This window comes from Streptomyces sp. NPDC058086, assembly GCF_042885015.1.
In the GTDB taxonomy this organism is placed as follows: Bacteria; Actinomycetota; Actinomycetes; order Streptomycetales; family Streptomycetaceae; genus Streptomyces.
Map to the genome: position 1 here is coordinate 54,936 of NZ_JBHVST010000016.1, position 17,622 is coordinate 72,557.

General features: G+C 70.5%; 15 protein-coding genes, 1 other RNA gene and 2 pseudogenes. 8 read left to right on the forward strand and 10 right to left on the reverse strand.

Annotated elements, in window-relative coordinates; genetic code table 11:
- The first annotated feature begins 164 nt into the window (after positions 1–164).
- Positions 165–1,601: an RNB domain-containing ribonuclease gene (locus tag ACFVWD_RS15280; RefSeq protein ID WP_389596385.1), complete on the forward strand. Its 1,437-nt coding sequence runs from the start codon at positions 165–167 to the stop codon at positions 1,599–1,601.
- Here the strand turns inward: ACFVWD_RS15280 and ACFVWD_RS15285 are convergent.
- Together ACFVWD_RS15285 and ACFVWD_RS15290 are read right to left on the reverse strand one after the other, a co-directional pair.
- A complete protein-coding gene (locus ACFVWD_RS15285) occupies positions 1,552–2,154 on the reverse strand; it encodes a hypothetical protein (RefSeq protein WP_389596386.1) in 603 nt (200 codons plus the stop codon). The genes ACFVWD_RS15280 and ACFVWD_RS15285 overlap by 50 nt on opposite strands.
- Positions 2,151–2,918, reverse strand: coding sequence for a MerR family transcriptional regulator (locus ACFVWD_RS15290; protein ID WP_389596388.1), 768 nt, complete (start codon positions 2,916–2,918; stop codon positions 2,151–2,153). The genes ACFVWD_RS15285 and ACFVWD_RS15290 overlap by 4 nt, the downstream gene beginning before the upstream one ends.
- Positions 2,919–3,040: 122 nt before the next feature.
- On the opposite strand from ACFVWD_RS15290, the gene ACFVWD_RS15295 reads away from it, so the two are divergent.
- From ACFVWD_RS15295 to rnpB, 3 genes and pseudogenes are all read left to right on the forward strand, one after another.
- Positions 3,041–3,868: an AraC family transcriptional regulator gene (locus tag ACFVWD_RS15295; protein ID WP_389596390.1), complete on the forward strand. Its 828-nt coding sequence runs from the start codon at positions 3,041–3,043 to the stop codon at positions 3,866–3,868.
- Positions 3,869–3,980: 112 nt separating this feature from the next.
- Positions 3,981–4,745: pseudogene (locus ACFVWD_RS15300) on the forward strand (DMT family transporter); the annotation flags it as partial.
- A gap of 76 nt (positions 4,746–4,821) precedes the next feature.
- Positions 4,822–5,223, forward strand: an RNA gene (gene rnpB / locus ACFVWD_RS15305) — RNase P RNA component class A.
- A gap of 65 nt (positions 5,224–5,288) precedes the next feature.
- Here rnpB and ACFVWD_RS15310 read toward each other — a convergent pair.
- Complete coding sequence (locus tag ACFVWD_RS15310) at positions 5,289–5,777, reverse strand: ATP-binding protein (protein ID WP_389596392.1); 489 nt, start codon at positions 5,775–5,777, stop codon at positions 5,289–5,291.
- Between the two features lie 141 nt (positions 5,778–5,918).
- Here ACFVWD_RS15310 and ACFVWD_RS15315 point away from each other — a divergent pair, with 141 nt between their 5' ends.
- Both ACFVWD_RS15315 and ACFVWD_RS15320 read left to right on the forward strand, forming a co-directional pair.
- Positions 5,919–6,776 carry a Scr1 family TA system antitoxin-like transcriptional regulator gene (locus ACFVWD_RS15315; protein ID WP_389596393.1) on the forward strand — a complete coding sequence of 286 codons (858 nt, stop codon included), beginning with the start codon at positions 5,919–5,921 and terminating at the stop codon, positions 6,774–6,776.
- The gene (locus tag ACFVWD_RS15320) at positions 6,773–6,967 is read left to right on the forward strand and encodes a DUF397 domain-containing protein (protein WP_389596394.1); all 195 of its coding nucleotides are present in this window, start codon (positions 6,773–6,775) and stop codon (positions 6,965–6,967) included. Before ACFVWD_RS15315 ends, ACFVWD_RS15320 begins: the two co-directional genes overlap by 4 nt.
- Positions 6,968–7,535: 568 nt before the next feature.
- Here ACFVWD_RS15320 and ACFVWD_RS15325 read toward each other — a convergent pair.
- The 3 genes and pseudogenes from ACFVWD_RS15325 to ACFVWD_RS15335 form a co-directional block, all read right to left on the reverse strand.
- Complete coding sequence (locus ACFVWD_RS15325; RefSeq protein WP_389596396.1) at positions 7,536–9,476, reverse strand: DNA/RNA helicase domain-containing protein; 1,941 nt, start codon at positions 9,474–9,476, stop codon at positions 7,536–7,538.
- Positions 9,477–9,720: 244 nt separating this feature from the next.
- Positions 9,721–10,061, reverse strand: a pseudogene (locus tag ACFVWD_RS15330) (HD domain-containing protein); the annotation flags it as partial.
- Between the two features lie 10 nt (positions 10,062–10,071).
- Positions 10,072–10,884, reverse strand: coding sequence for a LysR family transcriptional regulator (locus tag ACFVWD_RS15335; RefSeq protein ID WP_389596399.1), 813 nt, complete (start codon positions 10,882–10,884; stop codon positions 10,072–10,074).
- A gap of 118 nt (positions 10,885–11,002) precedes the next feature.
- On the opposite strand from ACFVWD_RS15335, the gene ACFVWD_RS15340 reads away from it, so the two are divergent.
- Positions 11,003–11,917 (forward strand): NAD(P)H-binding protein, encoded by a 915-nt coding sequence (locus ACFVWD_RS15340; protein ID WP_389596401.1) that lies wholly within the window; start codon positions 11,003–11,005, stop codon positions 11,915–11,917.
- 159 nt (positions 11,918–12,076) lie between these two features.
- On the opposite strand, the gene ACFVWD_RS15345 is transcribed toward ACFVWD_RS15340, so the two are convergent.
- Positions 12,077–13,081: a Gfo/Idh/MocA family oxidoreductase gene (locus tag ACFVWD_RS15345; RefSeq protein WP_389596402.1), complete on the reverse strand. Its 1,005-nt coding sequence runs from the start codon at positions 13,079–13,081 to the stop codon at positions 12,077–12,079.
- A 159-nt stretch (positions 13,082–13,240) separates the two neighbouring features.
- Positions 13,241–14,005 carry an SDR family oxidoreductase gene (locus ACFVWD_RS15350; RefSeq protein ID WP_389596404.1) on the reverse strand — a complete coding sequence of 255 codons (765 nt, stop codon included), beginning with the start codon at positions 14,003–14,005 and terminating at the stop codon, positions 13,241–13,243.
- A gap of 178 nt (positions 14,006–14,183) precedes the next feature.
- Here ACFVWD_RS15350 and ACFVWD_RS15355 point away from each other — a divergent pair, with 178 nt between their 5' ends.
- Positions 14,184–15,221 carry a LacI family DNA-binding transcriptional regulator gene (locus tag ACFVWD_RS15355; protein ID WP_389596406.1) on the forward strand — a complete coding sequence of 346 codons (1,038 nt, stop codon included), beginning with the start codon at positions 14,184–14,186 and terminating at the stop codon, positions 15,219–15,221.
- A 56-nt stretch (positions 15,222–15,277) separates the two neighbouring features.
- Here ACFVWD_RS15355 and ACFVWD_RS15360 read toward each other — a convergent pair whose 3' ends face one another.
- On the reverse strand, positions 15,278–15,928 hold the full coding sequence (locus ACFVWD_RS15360; protein ID WP_389596407.1) for a histidine phosphatase family protein: 651 nt from the start codon (positions 15,926–15,928) through the stop codon (positions 15,278–15,280).
- 235 nt (positions 15,929–16,163) lie between these two features.
- Positions 16,164–17,486, reverse strand: coding sequence for a hypothetical protein (locus tag ACFVWD_RS15365; RefSeq protein ID WP_389596514.1), 1,323 nt, complete (start codon positions 17,484–17,486; stop codon positions 16,164–16,166).
- Positions 17,487–17,622 lie beyond the last annotated feature (136 nt).

Consider the following 17,622-nt stretch of genomic DNA (forward strand, 5'->3'; position numbering starts at 1 on the left):
CGTCGAAGCGCGCTCGGGGCGCCACCCGTATGTCCGGACGCCCGGGGCGCCACCCCTATGCCAGACGTTCGGGGTGCCGCCCGGACCTCCGCACGTTCGGGGTGCCGCCCGGACGTCCGCACGCTCGGGGTGCCGCCCGCAGGCACGCGACCTACGCTCGACCCATGCCGTGCCGCCACATCCGCGCCATCTGCGTACCGGGGGCTCCTCTGCAGGCCGCCCTGTGCGCCCTGCGGACCGAGCTGGGCGTGCCCGCGAGCTTCCCGCCCGGCGTACTGGAGGAGGCCGCCCGGCCACCCCGCCTGCCTCCCCACGACGCGACGGACATCCCCTTGTTCACCATCGACCCGCCGACGTCCACCGACCTCGACCAGGCGATGCACCTGTCCCGCCGCGAGAACGGCCGCGGCTACCGCGTCCGGTACGCGATCGCCGACGTCGCCGCTTTCGTCGCCCCCGGCGGCGCCCTGGACGCCGAGGCGCACCGCCGCGTGACGACCCTCTACTTCCCGGACGAGAAGGTCCCCCTCCATCCGACCCGGCTCTCCGAAGGCACCGCCAGCCTCCTGCCCGACCAGACCTGCCCGGCCGTGCTCTGGACGATCGACCTGGACGCGGACGGCCGCACGGAGAGCGTCGACGTACGCCGGGCCCTCGTCCGCAGCCGCGCCAAGCTCGACTACGCGCACGTACAGAAGTCGATCGACGACGGCACGGCGGAGGAGCCGCTCGCCCTCCTCAAGGACATCGGGACGCTGCGCGAGCGCCTGGAGGTGGAGCGCGGCGGGATCTCCCTCAACGTCCCCGAGCAGGAGATCGTCGAGACGGACGGGACGTACGAACTCGTCTACCGCGCCCCGCTCCCCGCCGACGCCTGGAACGCGCAGATCTCCCTGCTCACCGGGATGGAGGCGGCCGACCTGATGCTCGCGCACGGCACCGGCGTCCTGCGCACGCTGCCCGCCGCCCCCGACGGCGCGGTCGGCCGCCTTCGCCGCACGGCCAGGGCCCTGCACATCGACTGGCCGCACCACGTCTCGTACGCGCGACTCGTCCGCTCCCTCGATCCGCGTCTGCCGCGCCACGCCGCCTTCCTCCAGGAGTGCACGACGCTGCTGCGCGGCGCGGGCTACACGGTGTTCCGAGGCGGCGCCCTCCCCGACGTCACCTCCCACGCCGCAGTGGCCGCGCCCTACGCCCACTGCACGGCCCCCCTGCGCCGTCTCGTCGACCGCTACGCCTCGGAACTCTGCCTGGCCGCCGCCGCGGACGAACCGCCCCCCGACTGGGTCCTCACCGCCCTCGACACCCTCCCCAAGGAAATGGCCGAGGGCTCCCGCCGCGCGGGCGTCGTGGAACGCGAGTGCGTCGACATCGTCGAGGCCGCGCTCCTCAAGGACCGGGTCGGGGACATCTTCGACGGATCTGTGGTGGACGTGATGGAGCGTCAACCAACTGTTGGAACAGTCCAGTTGGAGTCCCCCGCAGTCGTCGCCCGCATTGAGGGCGGCACGGTGAAGCTGCCGCTGGGGGAGCGATTGCGGGTCCGCCTCACCCAGGCCGACCCGGGGACGGCGAAGGTGCAGTTCGCGCCCGCGTGAGGGCCCGTACGAGTTCGTCGGGGTCGTCCGCGTGCAGCCGTACGAGCCGGACGCGACGTTCCCGGCCCAGGAAGGTGAAGTGCGGTACGGGGGCCACCAGTTCGAGGGTCACGTCGGTCTGGGCGCCCACGGCGAGGTTCAGTTCGTCCTCGGCGGGCTCGTGCGTGGTGCGCAGCTCGCGGCGCACCGCCGCGATGTCCGCCAGGGGTATCCGCAGCTCCACGTGCGCGCCGTCGCGGACGCGCAGGTGCGTGGAGTCGAGGATGTGCGGGCGCGTCACGCCGGCCGCGTGCACGCCGACGACCAGCAGCACGGTGTAGACGTCGAGGACGAGAACGACCGCGTGGACGACCGGCCACCCGCGCAGCAGCACCGCCATCCCGGCCGTCTCGACGACGCACACGAAGGCGAGCCCCCACATCATGGCGCCCTGGCCCCGCGCGTGACCGAAGGGGCGGCCGTCGCGTGTGCCGTGCGTCCGCCGGGTCACCCACAGCAACAGGCTCGCGAACAAGCGCAGTTCATGCCGTACGAGGGCGCGCGCGATCCTCATCGCCCACGCTCCGTGAACATCCGCATCGCCCGCCGGATCGCCTCCGCCTGAGCCGGGGCGACGTCGGCGTACAGGGCGCGCAGAAAACTGTCGTCGAGGCCGGGAGCGAGGTGGGCCTCCGTGAGCAGGGAGTCGGGCAGACAGTCGGCGAGTGCCCGGGCCGCCTCGTCCACGCGCGGGTCGTCGGCGTCGTAGGGGTCGGCGTCGGCGAGCGCGTCGAGGAGCGCGTACACCTCGTGCGCCCGCGCCACGGCGGCGGGCGTCTCGAAGGCGCTGCCGAGCGCCGCCATCAGCCGCTTCCGGCTCTCGGGCGAGGCCACGGTGTCGATCAGAGCGAGCACCTCGCGGTCCCTGGCGGCCATGGGGGACTCGGGGCCGTGCGCCATCCCCGTGAGCAGCGCGGCCAGTTCGGGAGAGACGGGCCCCTCGGCGGGCAGGTTCCCGTCCCGGTCCAGCAGGGCGCGCAGCCGCTCCCGCCGCTCCCGGATCGCCGCCTCCTGCCGGGCGAGATCGGCGTCGAGCTCCTCCAGCACTTCGGCGAGATCGCGCCCCGCGTCGTCCGCGAGCACGTCCCGCACCTCGGCGAGCCCCAGTCCCAGTTCGGTCAGCCGCCGGATCCGGGCGAGCACGACGGCGTGCCGCAGTGTGTAGTCCCGGTAGCCGTTGGGGCGCCGCTCGGGCTCCGGCAACAGCCCGAGATGGTGGTAATGCCGCACCGTCCGCGTGGTGACACCGACGGCGACGGCGAGTTCTCCGATCCGCATGCCCTCAGTAGAAACGTTGACGTTGCGGCAAGGTCAAGCGAGAAGATCCTCGTCGGCATGAAATCGCGGGCCGCCGGCGTTGTACCCCTGACGAGACGACCGGGACGACCGGGGAGGCGGCCATGGGTGCACGACGTGAAGAGGCCCGCTGGACCCGGGCCACTCTCGGCCGTGACGGTCCGCCCCTCGACCTGCTGACCGCACACTTCGACCAGCACCGCTACGCACCGCACGCCCACGACGAGTACACCATCGGAGTCTGCGTCGGCGGCTCCGAGATCATTGACTACCGGGGCGGCCGCATCCACACCGGCCCCGGCTCGATCGTCGTGCTGGCTCCGGGCGAGATGCACACCGGCGGCCCGGCCGCTTCCGACGGCTACGCCTACCGGGCCCTGTACGCCGAGCCCTCCCTGCTCACCGAGGGAATTCTGGGCAGCCCCCCGCACTTCCGGGACCCCGTCCTCGACGACCCCGAACTGGCCGCCGCCCTGCGCGCCGCCCACACGGACCTGAGCACCTGCCCCGACCCCCTGGAGGCCGAGTCCCGCCTCCCCTGGCTGCTGGCCGCCCTCGCCCGTCGCCACTCCACGGCCCGCTCGGCGTGCGACACGGTCCCGGGAGCGGCGCACATCGCCTTCGCCGTACGCGACCGCCTCGCCGACGAACTCCAGGCACCTCCGTCACTCGCCTCCCTCGCCATCGACCTGGGCCTCTCCCGCTACCAACTCCTGCGCGCCTTTCGTACGACGATGGGGATACCGCCGTACGCCTGGCTCGCCCAGCACCGGGTGAACCGGGCCCGCGCCCTGCTGGAGAGCGGACTGCGCCCCGCCGAGGTCGCCCCGCTCGTCGGCTTCGCTGACCAGGCGCACCTGACACGCTGGTTCCGCAGGGTGCTCGGGGTGACCCCGGCGGCGTACCGGACAAGCGTGTCGCCGACGGCGTAGCGCAACAGCGTTCAAGACACCTGACCGCACGGCAGCCGAAACTCCCCCCATGACTGCACGCGGCTGGTTCCTGTTCTCCCTGATGGGAGTGGTCTGGGGCATCCCCTACCTGATGATCAAAGTGGCGGTGGACGGTGTGTCCCCGTCGACGGTGGTGTTCACGCGCTGCGCGGTGGGCGCGGCGCTGCTGCTCCCCTTCGCGATCCGCCAGGGGGGCCTTACCCGGACCGTACGAACGTACTGGCGCCCGATGCTGGCCTTCGCGTGCATCGAGATAATGATCCCTTGGTGGACCCTCACGGACGCCGAGCGCCACCTCTCCAGCTCCACGGCGGGCCTGCTGATCGCGGGCGTACCGATCGTGGGCGTGGCCGCGGCCCGCCTCTTCGGCGACGCGGAGCACCTCGGCGCCCGCCGCCTGTTGGGCCTCGCCCTCGGCCTGTCCGGCGTCGCGGTCCTCACCGTCCCGCACCTGACCGGCGGCGACGCCCGCTCGCTGGCCGAGGTACTGCTGACGGTGATCGGGTACGCGACCGCCCCCGTCATAGCCGCCCGCCACCTCAAGAACGTCCCCTCGCTCCACCTCACGGCCGCGTGTCTGACCCTGGCGGCCCTGGTCTACGCCCCCGCGGCAGCCGTCACCCACCCCTCCGGGCTCCCCTCCCCGCAGATCCTGGCCGCCCTCGCCGGCCTCGGCGTCATCTGCACCGCGGTCGCCTTCGTGGCCTTCCTGGAACTGATCAAGGAGGCGGGCCCGACGCGGGCGACGGTGATCACGTACGTCAACCCTGCCGTCGCGGTCGCCGCGGGTGCCCTGTTCCTCGACGAACGCCTGACCTCCGGCACCGTCGCGGCCTTCGCCCTGATCCTGGCGGGCTCGGTCCTGGCGACGTCGACGTCAGCGTCCGGCCCGAGGCGCACCCCACGCCCGGTACCATGGTCCACACGGCAGACGAGCCGGGCGGACGGCCGCGTGGAGGTCCTTGTGGACCTTCCCGAGGAACGTCCGGGCTCCACAGGGCAAGGTGGTGGCTAACGGCCACCCGGGGTGACCCGCGGGACAGTGCCACAGAAAACAGACCGCCGGGGACCTCGGTCCTCGGTAAGGGTGAAACGGTGGTGTAAGAGACCACCAGCGCCTGAGGTGACTCAGGCGGCTAGGTAAACCCCACCTGGAGCAAGGTCAAAAGGAAACACCTCGGTGTTTCTGCGCGGACGATCGAGGGCTGCCCGCCCGAGTCCGCGGGTAGACCGCACGAGACCGGCGGCAACGCCGGTCCTAGATGGATGGCCGTCTCCCCGGCCGCCGCGAGGCGACCGGGCGACAGAACCCGGCGTATAGCCCGACTCGTCTGCCGGCTGGGTTCTGACCTGGCCGTATGGCCTGGTCAGGGCCCTCTCCCTATGACGCCTTCCATAATCAGCTTGCTGCCTCCGGTACAGCCCCGGTTGAGGGCTGAGCGGCGGATGCGGAAGCAGTGAGCACAGGGCGAGGAAGACCGATCTCCGCCCACACGACCTTGCCGGACGGCGGCCATGGCTCACTGCCCCACCGGGCCGTCAGCGCGTCGACGAGGAGCAGCCCGCGCCCCGTCTCGTCGGTGGGACTCGCGGTACGACGGGCCAGGGGTCGACGGTTGCCCCGTGGGTCGGCCACTTCGATACGGAGCGTGTCCGAGGCCTCGACGGTGAGTGTGAGCCGGAACCCGAGCCCCTTCACGCGCCCGTGCGCGACCGCGTTCGCCGCCAGCTCGGCGACGACCAGCGCAGAGGACTCGCTCACCTCGCAGCTGGGCGGCCATCCCCACTCGTCGAGTTGCTGCACAGCCAGCAGTCGCGCCAGGCGGGCGCCGCGAGGCGTGGCGCTGAGCAGCTGGGTGAAATGCCGGGTGGAGATTTCTGACTTCATGTCACTGAGCGTGGCCGCCTCGCTCTACTCTGACCAGGGAATCCTTCGGTACGCAGAGTGTGCGTACCGGTACGGACGGTGTCCTGTACGGGGTGTCGGCCGTGACCTGGTGGGGTGCGGGACGGCAGGGCGGGTGTTGGGATGACGGTGACGGAGCCGCAGGAGACGTACGACGAGGGTGAGCAGGCCAGCGACCTGAACCGCGCGATCGGCAAGCAGGTCAAGGTACTTCGGGAGCGGGCCGGGCTCACGCAGAAGGAGCTGGGGGACCGGCTCGGCTACAGCGAGGATCTGGTCTCCTCGCTGGAGCGGGGGAGACGGACGCCGCAGCGGGAGTTCTTGGAGGCAGCGGATGAACTGCTGGATGCCGGAGGGCTATTGACGGCCACGATCGAGGACGTGGAGAAGGCCAAGGCGAAGGCGAGGGTTCGGCATCCGGCCTGGTTCAGGGATTACGCGCGGCTGGAGCGGGAAGCGGTCGAGATCAACTTCTACAACAACCATGATGTTCCCGGCCTGTTGCAGACTCAGCGGCGGACCCGTGCCCTATACGAGATGCGTAAGCCGCTTCTGAGCGAGGACATCATCGAGCAGCGGGTGGCCTCTCGGATGGACCGGCAAGAGATCCTCACGCGTTGGCCTCTTCCCATAGTGACGGCAGTCATCGAGGAAGTGGTACTGCGACGGCCCATCGGTGGTCTGGATGTCCACAAGGAGCAGTTGGAGCGGCTGATCAAGCTCGGCCGACTGCGCAATGTGGAGCTTCAGGTGATGCCGACGGATCGGGTGGAGCACGCCGGAATGGGTGGCGCCTTCGTCCTCCTCATCCCGAAGGGGAAGGCACAGGTGGGATACACGGAGGCGCAGAACAGCAGCCGACTGATCTCGGACGCAGAGGACGTACGTATCCTGGCCGCAAGGTACGGCAGCATCAGGGCCCAGGCGCTCACGCCAAGGGAGTCCTTGGACCTGATGGAGGACTTGCTGGGGGAACGATGAACACCGCGGAATGCGCGCGCCTCGCCTGGTTCAAGAGCAGCTACAGCGGTAACGAGGGCGGTGAATGCCTGGAGGTAGCCGCAACGCCCGGCACCGTCCACGTCCGCGACTCCAAGGATCCCGCCCGCGACCCCCTCGCCTTCCGGAGCTCGGAGTGGGCCGCGTTCGTGGACTTTGTGGCAGGGCTCTGACGCACGACTGGGGGCTACGAACGAGCAGTTCATAGCCGTGCCGTATACCCGGCAGGTCAGCGGAGTACCAACAGTTGGGCCCCACCTGGTCTGTCCGCCGCGCGGCTGGATCGCGGGTACGGCCTCCGGAGCCGCGTGCGCAGGTCCATGCCAACCAGACCAGTGTTGCGCTCGCAGAGTGAACCGCTCCGGGATCGGTGGAAGCTTCGGACTGTCCCCTCTTCTTCGAAGCTCTGCTCCTGCTGAGGCGGTTTGCCGAGGTGTTGGTCATCTGCCCCACCTCAACCAGCCACATTGAACTCGGGAGGTGAGCTGCCGTGGGCGTCATGAGCGATCTGATCTAACGGGGTGCCATTGTCGAGGGCTACAAGGTCGAGGTCTTCGACGGAAAAGTGATCACGACCCCCAGAGCCCCGAGCGGCACTGGACTGTCCGGGACGCCGAAGGTGCGATCACCGCTGCCGGCATCCCCCGCGAGCGAGTCTTCGGCGATGTGCTCATCACCTTCCCGGCGAGAACGACGACGCGCTCGACCTGCTTCTTCGCACACACGGTACTACCGATGGCCCTACACGAGCGCAGGCGCCTCGACCCCCGACGCCGGGTGAATGAGCGACCGCAGCTTCTCGCGAGTCTCTGGGTCCGTTGAGTAGACGATCGTGCCGATCATGCCCCGGGTCAGCAGCACCTTGTAGGTGTTGCGGATGAGCCGGTTGATGTCCGCGTCCGACGTCGCTTTCGTGAACGACGGGTCCTTCGACGCTGAGCGGTCCACGACCCAGCGGTCCGTTCGCCAGACCAGGTCGGGGCCGATGATCACGCCGGACCAGTCGTACTCGAAGCCCTGCGCGGTGTAGACACAGCCGACCTGGCCGAAACCGGCTGGATCGGTGGCCCACAGGGGGGCGGGCGGCGCCCCGAGCAGGGACCGGTCGCCATACACGTTCCAGGGACGGGCCCACTGGCCGATGACGACGTCGGCGGGCAGCGCCGCCATGTCCGGGGTGACCTTGGTGGTCCACTTCCAGCAGTAGCCGGCCGACATCCGGGCACCGTAGTCCTCCTTGCGTCGCGCGACGAGGAAGTCCTCCAGCTCCTGGGGACTTTCGGCGGTCAGCAGCTCGAACTTGCCGTCCGGCTTCCAGTGGCTGGGCGTACCACCCTCCAGGCCGAGCAGGTCGACGACCCACTTCTCGTACGCATCACTGCCGCCGCACCGGAACTGGCTGTCCAGCTCCACCATCGTGCAGTCGAGGCCATGTTCGGCGGCGGCCCGCTGGATCTGCTCCTTGGTCCCCATCTCGCCGGGCCGCACCACCTGGTGCTGGTCCAGCAGGAACACGGGCACCCGGGCCGCGTCGATCAGTTCGGCCACTTGCAGACGGTCGGTACGGAGCTCTGCCTTGGTGTAGCGATTGGCGGAGGTCTTCCGTAGGCGGTGGGCCTCGTCGCAGATCAGTACGTCGAGGTCGTTCGGCTCCGCATCCATGAAGCTGTTGAAGTACTTGAACAACTGCTGGACTTCGCGCTTTTTGGCCCCTGCGACTCTGCGCATCGTCTTGGTGAACGACTGCGACCCCGTCGCGTGCAGCGTGGGCACCCCGCGCCGGTACAGCTCGCCCAGCAGCGACATCGCGATCACGCTCTTGCCGGAGCCGGGGCCGCCGGTTACCACGATCACCTGCTTGTGGTTCGACCGCTTGGCCTTGCGTACGGCGGACATCACCTTCTCGTAGGCGACCCGTTGTTCGGCGATGAGTACGAACTGCTCGCGGTCGCGGATCTCGGCCGCCGCGACGGCCATCAGTTGCTTGGAGGGTCGGATCTTGGCGTCACGTAGTGCGTCCGCCGCCTCCGCTCCGGGCTTTGCGGCGAGTCGCGAGCGAAGGAAGTTCATGAAGGCACCGCGCTGTTCGCCGGTGTACATACGGCCGTGCTGGTCCTCGGTGACGGCACGCAGCCCAGCGACCCCGAACTCGGTCGCGTTGTGCAGGAACGCCACCCCGGCCAGCGACCTGGGCATCCGCTCCAGCACCCCGTTGAACGACAGCAGGTACTCGCAGTAGCCCCGTACCTGTTCGATGGGGTTGAGGACTGGCTCCGCGTACGCGTCGATCCGGCAGAGCAGCGGCTCGTCTTCCTCCGGGTAGGCCGTGCTCCACTGCTTCAGTTCCACGACGACGTACGACGGTTCACCCGTCGTCGGGTGCACGCCGGCGAGTATGGCGTCCGCGCGCTTGCTGGTGAGGGGCAGGCTGTACTCGACCAGGACTTCGACGTCGTCGAGACCCGCCTCGATGAGGGCGTTGACGAGCGCGGGGAGGCTGCGCTCCCAGGAACGTACCTCCGCCTGCGCGGGCCTGCGGCCATGCTGGTGACGGAAGTTCTCGGTCAGATGCAGCGCCAGCGACCCTTCGAGGATGCGGGCGGCCACGGACGCCGCGGACTCACGGAACAGCAAGAAAATGCCCCCAGGCAGCACGAAGAAGACTCGTGCGGGTGGGGGCATGTCCTCCGGTGTCCGCCGTGCAGACGGATCAGGAAGCCCGTCGGGCCGCTGAGATGGTGCTCGCCATCCTAGGTCAGCATGTGGATCACGAGGAGGGGATGGGCGGGGTTTGGCTCGGCCCGGCTGAGGGCGTCAGCAGCTTCCATGGATGCCTCAAAGCTCGAGGTCTGTACGACGAATCGGCCGTCTGGGCACACCACTTCCACCCCCTGCCGCTGACCTCAAAAGACATGGGTGTCCGACCTCAGCTCTTCTGCACGCCGAGCGCCGCGCGGAGCCAGTCCAACGACCTGGTATCCAGCACCGCGTCAGCGAGTGCCAGGCCCGTCTTGGTGACGATCCGGCCTCGGCTGTTGTCGATCCACCGCTGAGTATTGGCGTAGCCCTGGTCCCGGTACTCGATGCCCTGGATCGTGCACTCCAACTTGTCGGCGTCCCGCGCGCAGATCGCTTCCGGGAGTCGTTGGCCTCGTACTCGGCGACCAGGTTGCGAACGGCTTCGGCCACGAGCTCGGCCATGCCGGCTACTTGGTCGGCGGTGATGTCGCGGGGGCCCGCCTCTCTGACGGTGTATTTCTTGCCGAGGCCGGGGGCTTCAGGGGCGGTGTTCCGACAGCGCGTGTGCTGCCGTGGTCAGGAAGGCGTTCACGTGTCCGTCGCGGCGGGCTTCGAGTACGGCTAGGCAGATCTCGGTCGGTGGGACGTCGGTCACCGGGCGGTTTACGAGGTCGGGGCGTGAGTAGGAGCGGGCGACACTGCGTGGCAGCAGCGCGATGCCCTTCCCGGCCGCGATGAGTTCGAGTTTCTCCTCCACCGTGGCGGTGCGGCGCGCGTGGAAGTCCAGGATCGTCTCGCCGTCGAGGGCGGCCAGGGTCAGCCGGCGGCGGGACGCCAGGGGGTGGGTGGTGGGGAGGCATACGACCTTCGGTTCGCTGCCCACCGGGATGGTGTGGATCCCCTCCGCGTCGAAGGGGTGGCGCAGGAAGCCGACGTCGGCCCGGCCGTCCCGGAGCGCCTCGCCCTTCTCGTACCAGTTCAGGTGGAGCAGTTCGATCTCGATGTCGGGGTGGGTCCGGGTGAACGCGCGGACCGCGGGGGAGACGCTCAGACCGGGGGCGAAACCGACGACCAGACGGTCGGCGCGGGCGGCGCCGTGCACCCGGCGGGTGGCGGCCTGCGCGGCGGCGAGTACGCCCGGCGCGTCCTCGTAGAGTTGCCGGCCGGCCGGGGTCAGACGCACGCTGCGCGTCGTACGCACCAGCAGCGCGCAGCCCAACTCCTGTTCCAGCGCGCGGATCTGACGGCTCAGTACGGGCTGTGCGATGTGCAGTTGCGCGGCGGCTCGGCCGAAGTGCTCGTGCTGCGCGACGGCCGTGAAGTACCGAAGTTTGCGCAGGTCCAGATCCATGCCCTGAGGGTATCAATGTGCCCGAAGAGGTATTGGACGCGTGATGTGCGGCGAGCGCAGAGTGACCGGGTGTGGTGTTCGGGCAGCCCGTTCGCCGTTCCCCAGGAGGTTCCTCTTCATGATCGTCATCACTGCGCCCACCGGGCAGATCGGCCGCCAGGTCCTCGACATCGTCCTGGGCGACGTCCCCGACGGTGTCCCCGACGGTGTCCTCGACGGCGGGGAGTCGGTTCGGGTGATCGCGCGCGATCCCTCCCGGCTCTCGCCGCGGGTGCGCGAGCGGGTCGAGGTCGTGACCGGCTCGCACGGCGACCCCGACGTCGTCGACGAGGCGTTCGCCGGTGCGGACAGCGTGTTCTGGCTGGCGCCGCCGAACCCGCGGGCCGAGCGGGTCGAGGACGTCTATGTGGACTTCAGCAGGCCCGCTTGCGACGCCTTCAAGAGGCGGGGGGTTCGGCGGGTCGTGGGGATCTCGGCCCTGGGGCGCGGGGTGCCCGGCAACGCCGGGCTGGTGTCGGCGTCCCTGGCGATGGACGACCTGATCGCGGGCACGGGGGTGGGCTATCGGGCGCTGACTTTGCCCTCGTTCATGGACAACACGCTGCGCCAGGTCGAGGCGATCAGGAGCCAGGGCGTGTTCTTCCAGCCGGTCGCCGGGGATCTCAAGGCGCCGACCTGTGCCACCCGTGACATCGCCGCCGTGGCCGCCGGGTTGCTGCTCGACCACTCCTGGAGCGGGCAGGGCGAGGTCCCGGTACTCGGGCCCGAGGACCTGTCCTTCGAGGACATGGCGCGGATCATGTCCGAGGTGCTGGGCAGGCCGGTGCGGTTCCAGTACGTCCCCGTCGAGTCGTTCAGGGACACGCTGACGCGGCGGGGGATGTCCGAGGCGATGGCGCAGGGCATGGCGGACATGGCGACGGCCAAGGACCGTGGCCTCGACAACGCCGAGCCGCGCACCCCGGGGGCCACCACCCCCACCACGTTCCGCCAGTGGTGCGAGGAGATCCTCAAGCCGGCTGTTCTCGCCTGATGGCCCGTGACGCCTGATGGCCCGTGACGCCTGATGGCCCGTGACGCCTGACGGCCCGCGACGCGCGACGGCCGTGACGCGCGACGGCCGCAACGCACGAGAGCCCGGCGGCGGCCCCGAGTCTTCGGGCGTGCCGTCCGGTCCTCCCGCGTCCGGCGGTCAGGCTTCGCGTACCTCCTCCAGGCGTACGGGCCGGTGCTCGGCCAGCGAAAGGGCGCAGGCCTCGGCGATCCAGCCGGCCTCGATGGCGTCGGCGACCGTGCACGGCGAGGTGGCGCGGCCCGCGACGACCTCCGTGAAGGCGGTGAGTTCGGCGCGGTAGGCGGGGGCGAAGCGGTCCATGAAGAAGTCGTGCGGCGGGCCCGCCGGGAAGGTGGCGCCCGGCTCGACGGAACGCAGCGGCAGCTTGTCCTCCAGGCCCACGGCGATGCTGTCGCGCATGCCGTGCAGTTCCAGGCGGACGTCGTAACCCCGCGCGTTGTGGCGGGAGTTGGAGACCAGGGCGATGGTGCCGTCGTCGAGGGTGAGGATCGCGGAGGCGGTGTCGACGTCACCCGCCTCGGCGATGTACTCGGCACCCCGGTTGCCACCGGCCGCGTACACCTCGACCACCTCGCGGCCCGTGACCCAGCGCACGATGTCGAAGTCGTGCACGCTGCAGTCGCGGAAGATGCCCCCGGAGACCGCGACGTACGCGGCGGGCGGCGGCGCCGGGTCCAGCGTGGTGGACCGTACGGTGTGCAGCTTGCCGAGTTCGCCGCTCACCACGGCCTTGCGGGCGGCCACACAGCCCGAGTCGAAGCGCCGGTTGTAGCCGATCTGCACCTCGACACCGCTGTCCCGGACGGTTTCCAGCACGTCGAGGCTCTCCTCGACGGTCCGCGCCACCGGCTTCTCGCAGAACACCGGGATGCCCGCCTTGACCGCGGCGAGGATGAGCGCGGGGTGCGCGTCGGTGGCGGCCGCGATGACGATGCCGTCGACCCCGGCGGCGAGCACCGCCTCGGGGGAGTCCACCGCCGTCGCCCCGAACCGCTCCACCGCCGCCGCGGCGGCCGCCGCCACCGGGTCGCTGACGACCAGGGTGTCCACCGCGTCGAGCCCGGCGAGGGTCGCCGCGTGGAAGGCGCCGATCCGGCCCAGTCCCAGGATGCCGATACGCATGAGATTGCTCCTAAAGCCAGTGAGGGTGTGCCCGCCGGGGGAGGGGCGAGCGGGAACGGAGGAGGGGGAGGAGGGGAGGAGGGGGGAGGGGGAGGAGGGGGGAAGAGGGAGAGGAGGCGGAGTCCGGGGAGGAAGGGGAGTCCGGGGAGGGGCAGGGGATCAGTCGAGTCCGCCGAAGACGATCTGGTCCCAGTCGATGACCGAGCCCGTGACCACCCCGCTGCGGTCGGAGAGCAGGAAGACGACGAAGTCGGCGATCTCGTCGACCTGGCCCAGCTTGCCCATCGGCTGGGTCTTCGCCGCCTTCTCCCGCCAGTCGTCGCCCGCGCCGTGGAAGGTGCGCTGGATCTCCTCCTCGCCCTCGGTGTCCGTCCAGCCGATGTTGAGGCCGTTGATCCGGACCCGGTCCCAGCGGTGCGCGTGGGCGGCGTTGCGGGTGAGGCCCATGAGCCCGGACTTGGCGGCGACGTACGGGGCGAGGAAGGACTGCCCGCCGTGCGCCGAGGACGTGATGATGTTGACGACGGTGCCCGGCGCCCCGCGGTCCACCAGGTGCTGGACGGCGGCCTGCATCGCGAAGAACGGCGCCCGCAGGTTGATCGCCATGTGCGCGTCGAACAGTTCCGGCGTGGTGTCCAGGAGCGTGCCGCGTGACGTCAGCCCGGCCGCGTTCACCAGGCAGTCGATCCGCCCGTGGGTGGCCACGACCTGTTCGACACTGCCGCGCGCCTGTGCGGGATCGGTCAGATCGGCCCGTACGAACGTGGCGCCGGTCTCAGTGGCGAACTTCTCGCCGAGTTCGGCGCGGCGCCCGGTGAAGGCGACCGTGGCGCCTTCGCGCAGCGCCGCGCGCACGATGCCCGCGCCGACGCCCTGGCTGCCGCCGTTGACGAGGACGACCTTGTCCTCGAGCAGTTGGTTCATGAGTGTGGTGCCGTCCTTTTCCGTTCCAGCCAGAGCTACAGCTACGGGTACGTCTACGACTTCCGGCGCGGTGACATTTCTGCCAGTCTCATGAGGCCGGGACCGTCAATCAATCCGCAGAGAACCATCAAAAACCCCTCATCGATCTCCGTGATCACGGGACACAGCGAAGGAACCCATGGGACATCCGTATACGATCCGCGAGATCGCCCGGCAGGCCGGACTGAGTGAGGCGACGGTCGACCGGGTCCTCAACCATCGCGGCGGCGTGCGTGAGAGCACGGCGCGGGAGGTGCAGCAGGCCATCAAGGACCTGGACCGGCAGCGCACCCAGGTCCGCATCGGCGGCCGCACCTTCATGATCGACATCGTGATGCAGACCCCGGAACGGTTCTCCTCGGCGGTACGCGACGCCCTGGAGGCCGAACTGCCGTCCCTGCACCCGGCGATCGTGCGCTCACGGTTCCACTTCCGTGAGACGGACCCCGCGGCGGAGCTGGTGAAGGACCTCGACAGGATCGCCGCACGCGGTTCGCAGGGAGTGATCCTCAAGGCCCCGGAGGTCCCCGAGGTCACCGCGGCGGTCGGCCGGCTGGTGGCGGCCGGTATCCCGGTGGTCACGCTGGTGACGGATCTGCCCAGCAGCCCGCGGCTGGCGTACGTCGGCATCGACAACCGGGCCGCCGGAGCCACCGCCGCCTACCTGATACGCCAGTGGCTCGCCGACCGTCCGGGCCATGTGCTCGTCACGATCAGCCGGGGGTCCTTCCGCAACGAGGAGGAGCGCGAGATGGGGTTCCGCAGCGGGATGCGTGCCGGCGGGCCCGTACGCCGACTGGTCGAGATCACGGACAGCGACGGGCTGGACCCCACCCAGCGGGCCCTGGTCCTGGCGGCTCTGGAGCGGGATCCGGAGATCAACGCCGTCTACTCCATCGGCGGCGGCAACACCGCGACCATCGACGCCTTCGCGGCGCTTGGCCGGGGGGTGCTGGCCTTCGTCGCGCACGACCTGGACCACGACAACACCCGGCTGCTGGCGGAGGGGAAGCTGTCCGCGGTGCTCCACCACGACCTGCGCCAGGACATGCGGCGCGCCTGCCAGACCATCATGCGAGCCCAGCAGGCGCTGCCGGACGAGGGCCCGTTCCTCCCGTCGGCGATCCAGGTGGTGACGCCGTACAACATGCCGCCGTACAACATGCCGCCGGTGTGAGAATCCCGCACTGGGGAGGGGACGGATCCCGCACCCGCGCGGCGACGGAGAGACGTCTACGCGGTCGGACCCAACGGCTGTCCCGCGGGGCCGCTCTCCCGCGCGTGCGCCGCGCCGCCGATGTCCGTGCCCGCCCAGGACAGCGCCGTCCAGCCCTCCTCGGGGGAGCCCTCCAGGATCACGATGTCGGTGTTGTCCAGCCGGTGTTCGGTCGCGAAGGACATGCCGACGTTGTGCGCCCGAGCCGCCGTCCACACCCGGATCGCGGCGCCGTGGCTGACCATGGCGACGCTGCCCACGCCGGTTGCCGCGGCCTCCGCGACCACCGCGTCGAACCGGCCCAGCGCCTCGATGCCGTTCTCGCCGCCCGGCATCCGCAGCCCGGTGTCCCCGGCCACCCAGGCGAACGCCGTCGTGAAGTACGTCCTGGCCGCCTCGGTGTCGCCGCGCATCATCTCCAGGTCCCCGGCCTCCAGCTCACGGATGCCGTCCCGTACGACCATCTCGAGGCCGCGGGCGGCCGTCAGCTGGGTACGGGTCAGTGTGGAGACGTACAGCAGGTCGATGTCCACGTCCGCGAGCGTCTGGGGCAGCGCGGCGGCCTGCTTCTCGCCGAGGTCGGTCAGACCCGGGCCGGGGACTGCGGTGTCGAGGAGGAACGCCACGTTGGACGGGGTCTGGCCGTGGCGGATGAGGATCAGGCGCATACGGTCACCCTCTCAGACGGTGCTACGACGGACGCGGCGGCCTGGGCGGTGGGGGCAGCCCTACGGCCCGGGCGGTGGGGGCAGCCCTACGGCCCGGGCGGTCGGGGCGGCCCCACGGCCCCGGTGATCGGGGCAGTCCCACGGCCCCGGCGGTCGGGGCAGCCGCAGGGCCCGGGCGGTCGGGGCAGTCCTTCAGGGCAGAGCCGCCCCGCGCCCCGCTCGTCCGCCCCGCGCTTCAGCCGCCGACCGTGAACCAGGTCGCCCGGGACTTCTTCCACTCGGGGTGGGTGAGGTCCTTGGCCTCCGTGCCGTCGCCGTACAGGTCGGCGGAGCCGTCGTCGGTGATCAGCTGGGCGCGGGCGCCGGGAACGGTGAGATCCGGGACGTCGACGACCGACTCCCAGCCGCCCGGGTCCGAGGTGGGCAGGTCGAGCCGCTTGACCGGGGCGTGCGCCGGGTCGCCGTCCCAGGAGTAGAGGGCGTACGGGTCGGAGTTGTCGTCGGCGGCCCAGGAGCCCGCGACGATCAGGTACTGGTTCGCGGCGTTCTTGCGCAGGTCGCGCACGGAGAGACCGCCGAGGTCCAGCTCGACCGGCGTCCCGAAGACGGCCTTGGCGCCGCTGCCGACCACCTTGTCGATGTTCGTGACGGGCACGAGGAGCGCCTTGCCGCCGGCGACCGCGGGGGCGAGCGGCGCGCGGAAGCCGAGGTATGCGGTCGTCGTCGACCCCGGCGCGAACTCCAGCCCCTCCACGTTGAACCCGTCGATCTGCTTGGGGACCTGGCCGTCGGCGGTGCCCGCCGCGAAGCCGTAGCGGTCGCCGTGGGCCTCGTCCCAGGCGACGAGGTCGTCGCGGAGCTTCCCGTACGAGCCGCCGTACGACAGCACGGTCGCCGCGCCCGAACCGCTGACCTTGGTGGTGAAGACGGTGTTGCGGGCGGACTTGTACTCGCCGTCCTTGTTGTTGCCCAGCGAGCCCGTCCAGTAGATCGTGTCGCCGACGCGCGCGCCGCCCTCGATGTCGATCTCCTTCGAGACACCGATGTCGGAGCTGAAGTCCCAGGTCTTCACGGGCGCGCCCGAGGCCGAACGGTCGTACAGGCGCAGGGTGTTGGACTCGTCGTCCGCGACCACCGCATAGCCGCCCCCGACGTCCACGGCGGCGGAGGCGTCGCTGGAACCCGTGAAGTACCTGCTGTCCGCGGCCTGTTGGACGGCGGCCGACGCGGCGTAGTGCAGGGTCTTGGTGGCGGTCTTGCCGTCCACGCCGGTGACCTTCACGGTCAGGTCGGTGTAGCCCCGGCCGCGCGCGGCGACCGCGACCTGGCGGGTGGCGCCGGTGCCGGTGACCGTGACGTCGGCGGTGGTGGCCACGGAGGTCTTGCTGCTCTTGGTCACCGTGACCGTGAGCGCCCCGGCGTCCGCGCCGCTCTGTGCGACCGTCACCTTCACGACCGGATCCCCGCTCGCCCCCACCGCGCCGGACAGATAGGCCGCCGACAGCGACAGCGTCGGAGTCCCGAGACTCGCCGCTTGGGCCTGGCTTCCCAGCCCCATGACGGCGAGCGCGAGCACCCCACTGGCAGCGGCGACTGTCCTGCGGCCACGGGGGAGAACGTAGTCCTGCACGGGGACCCTTTCGTCGGCGTGATGTCGACGAGAAGGCTCGGCCGTCCCCACCAACTGCCGACGG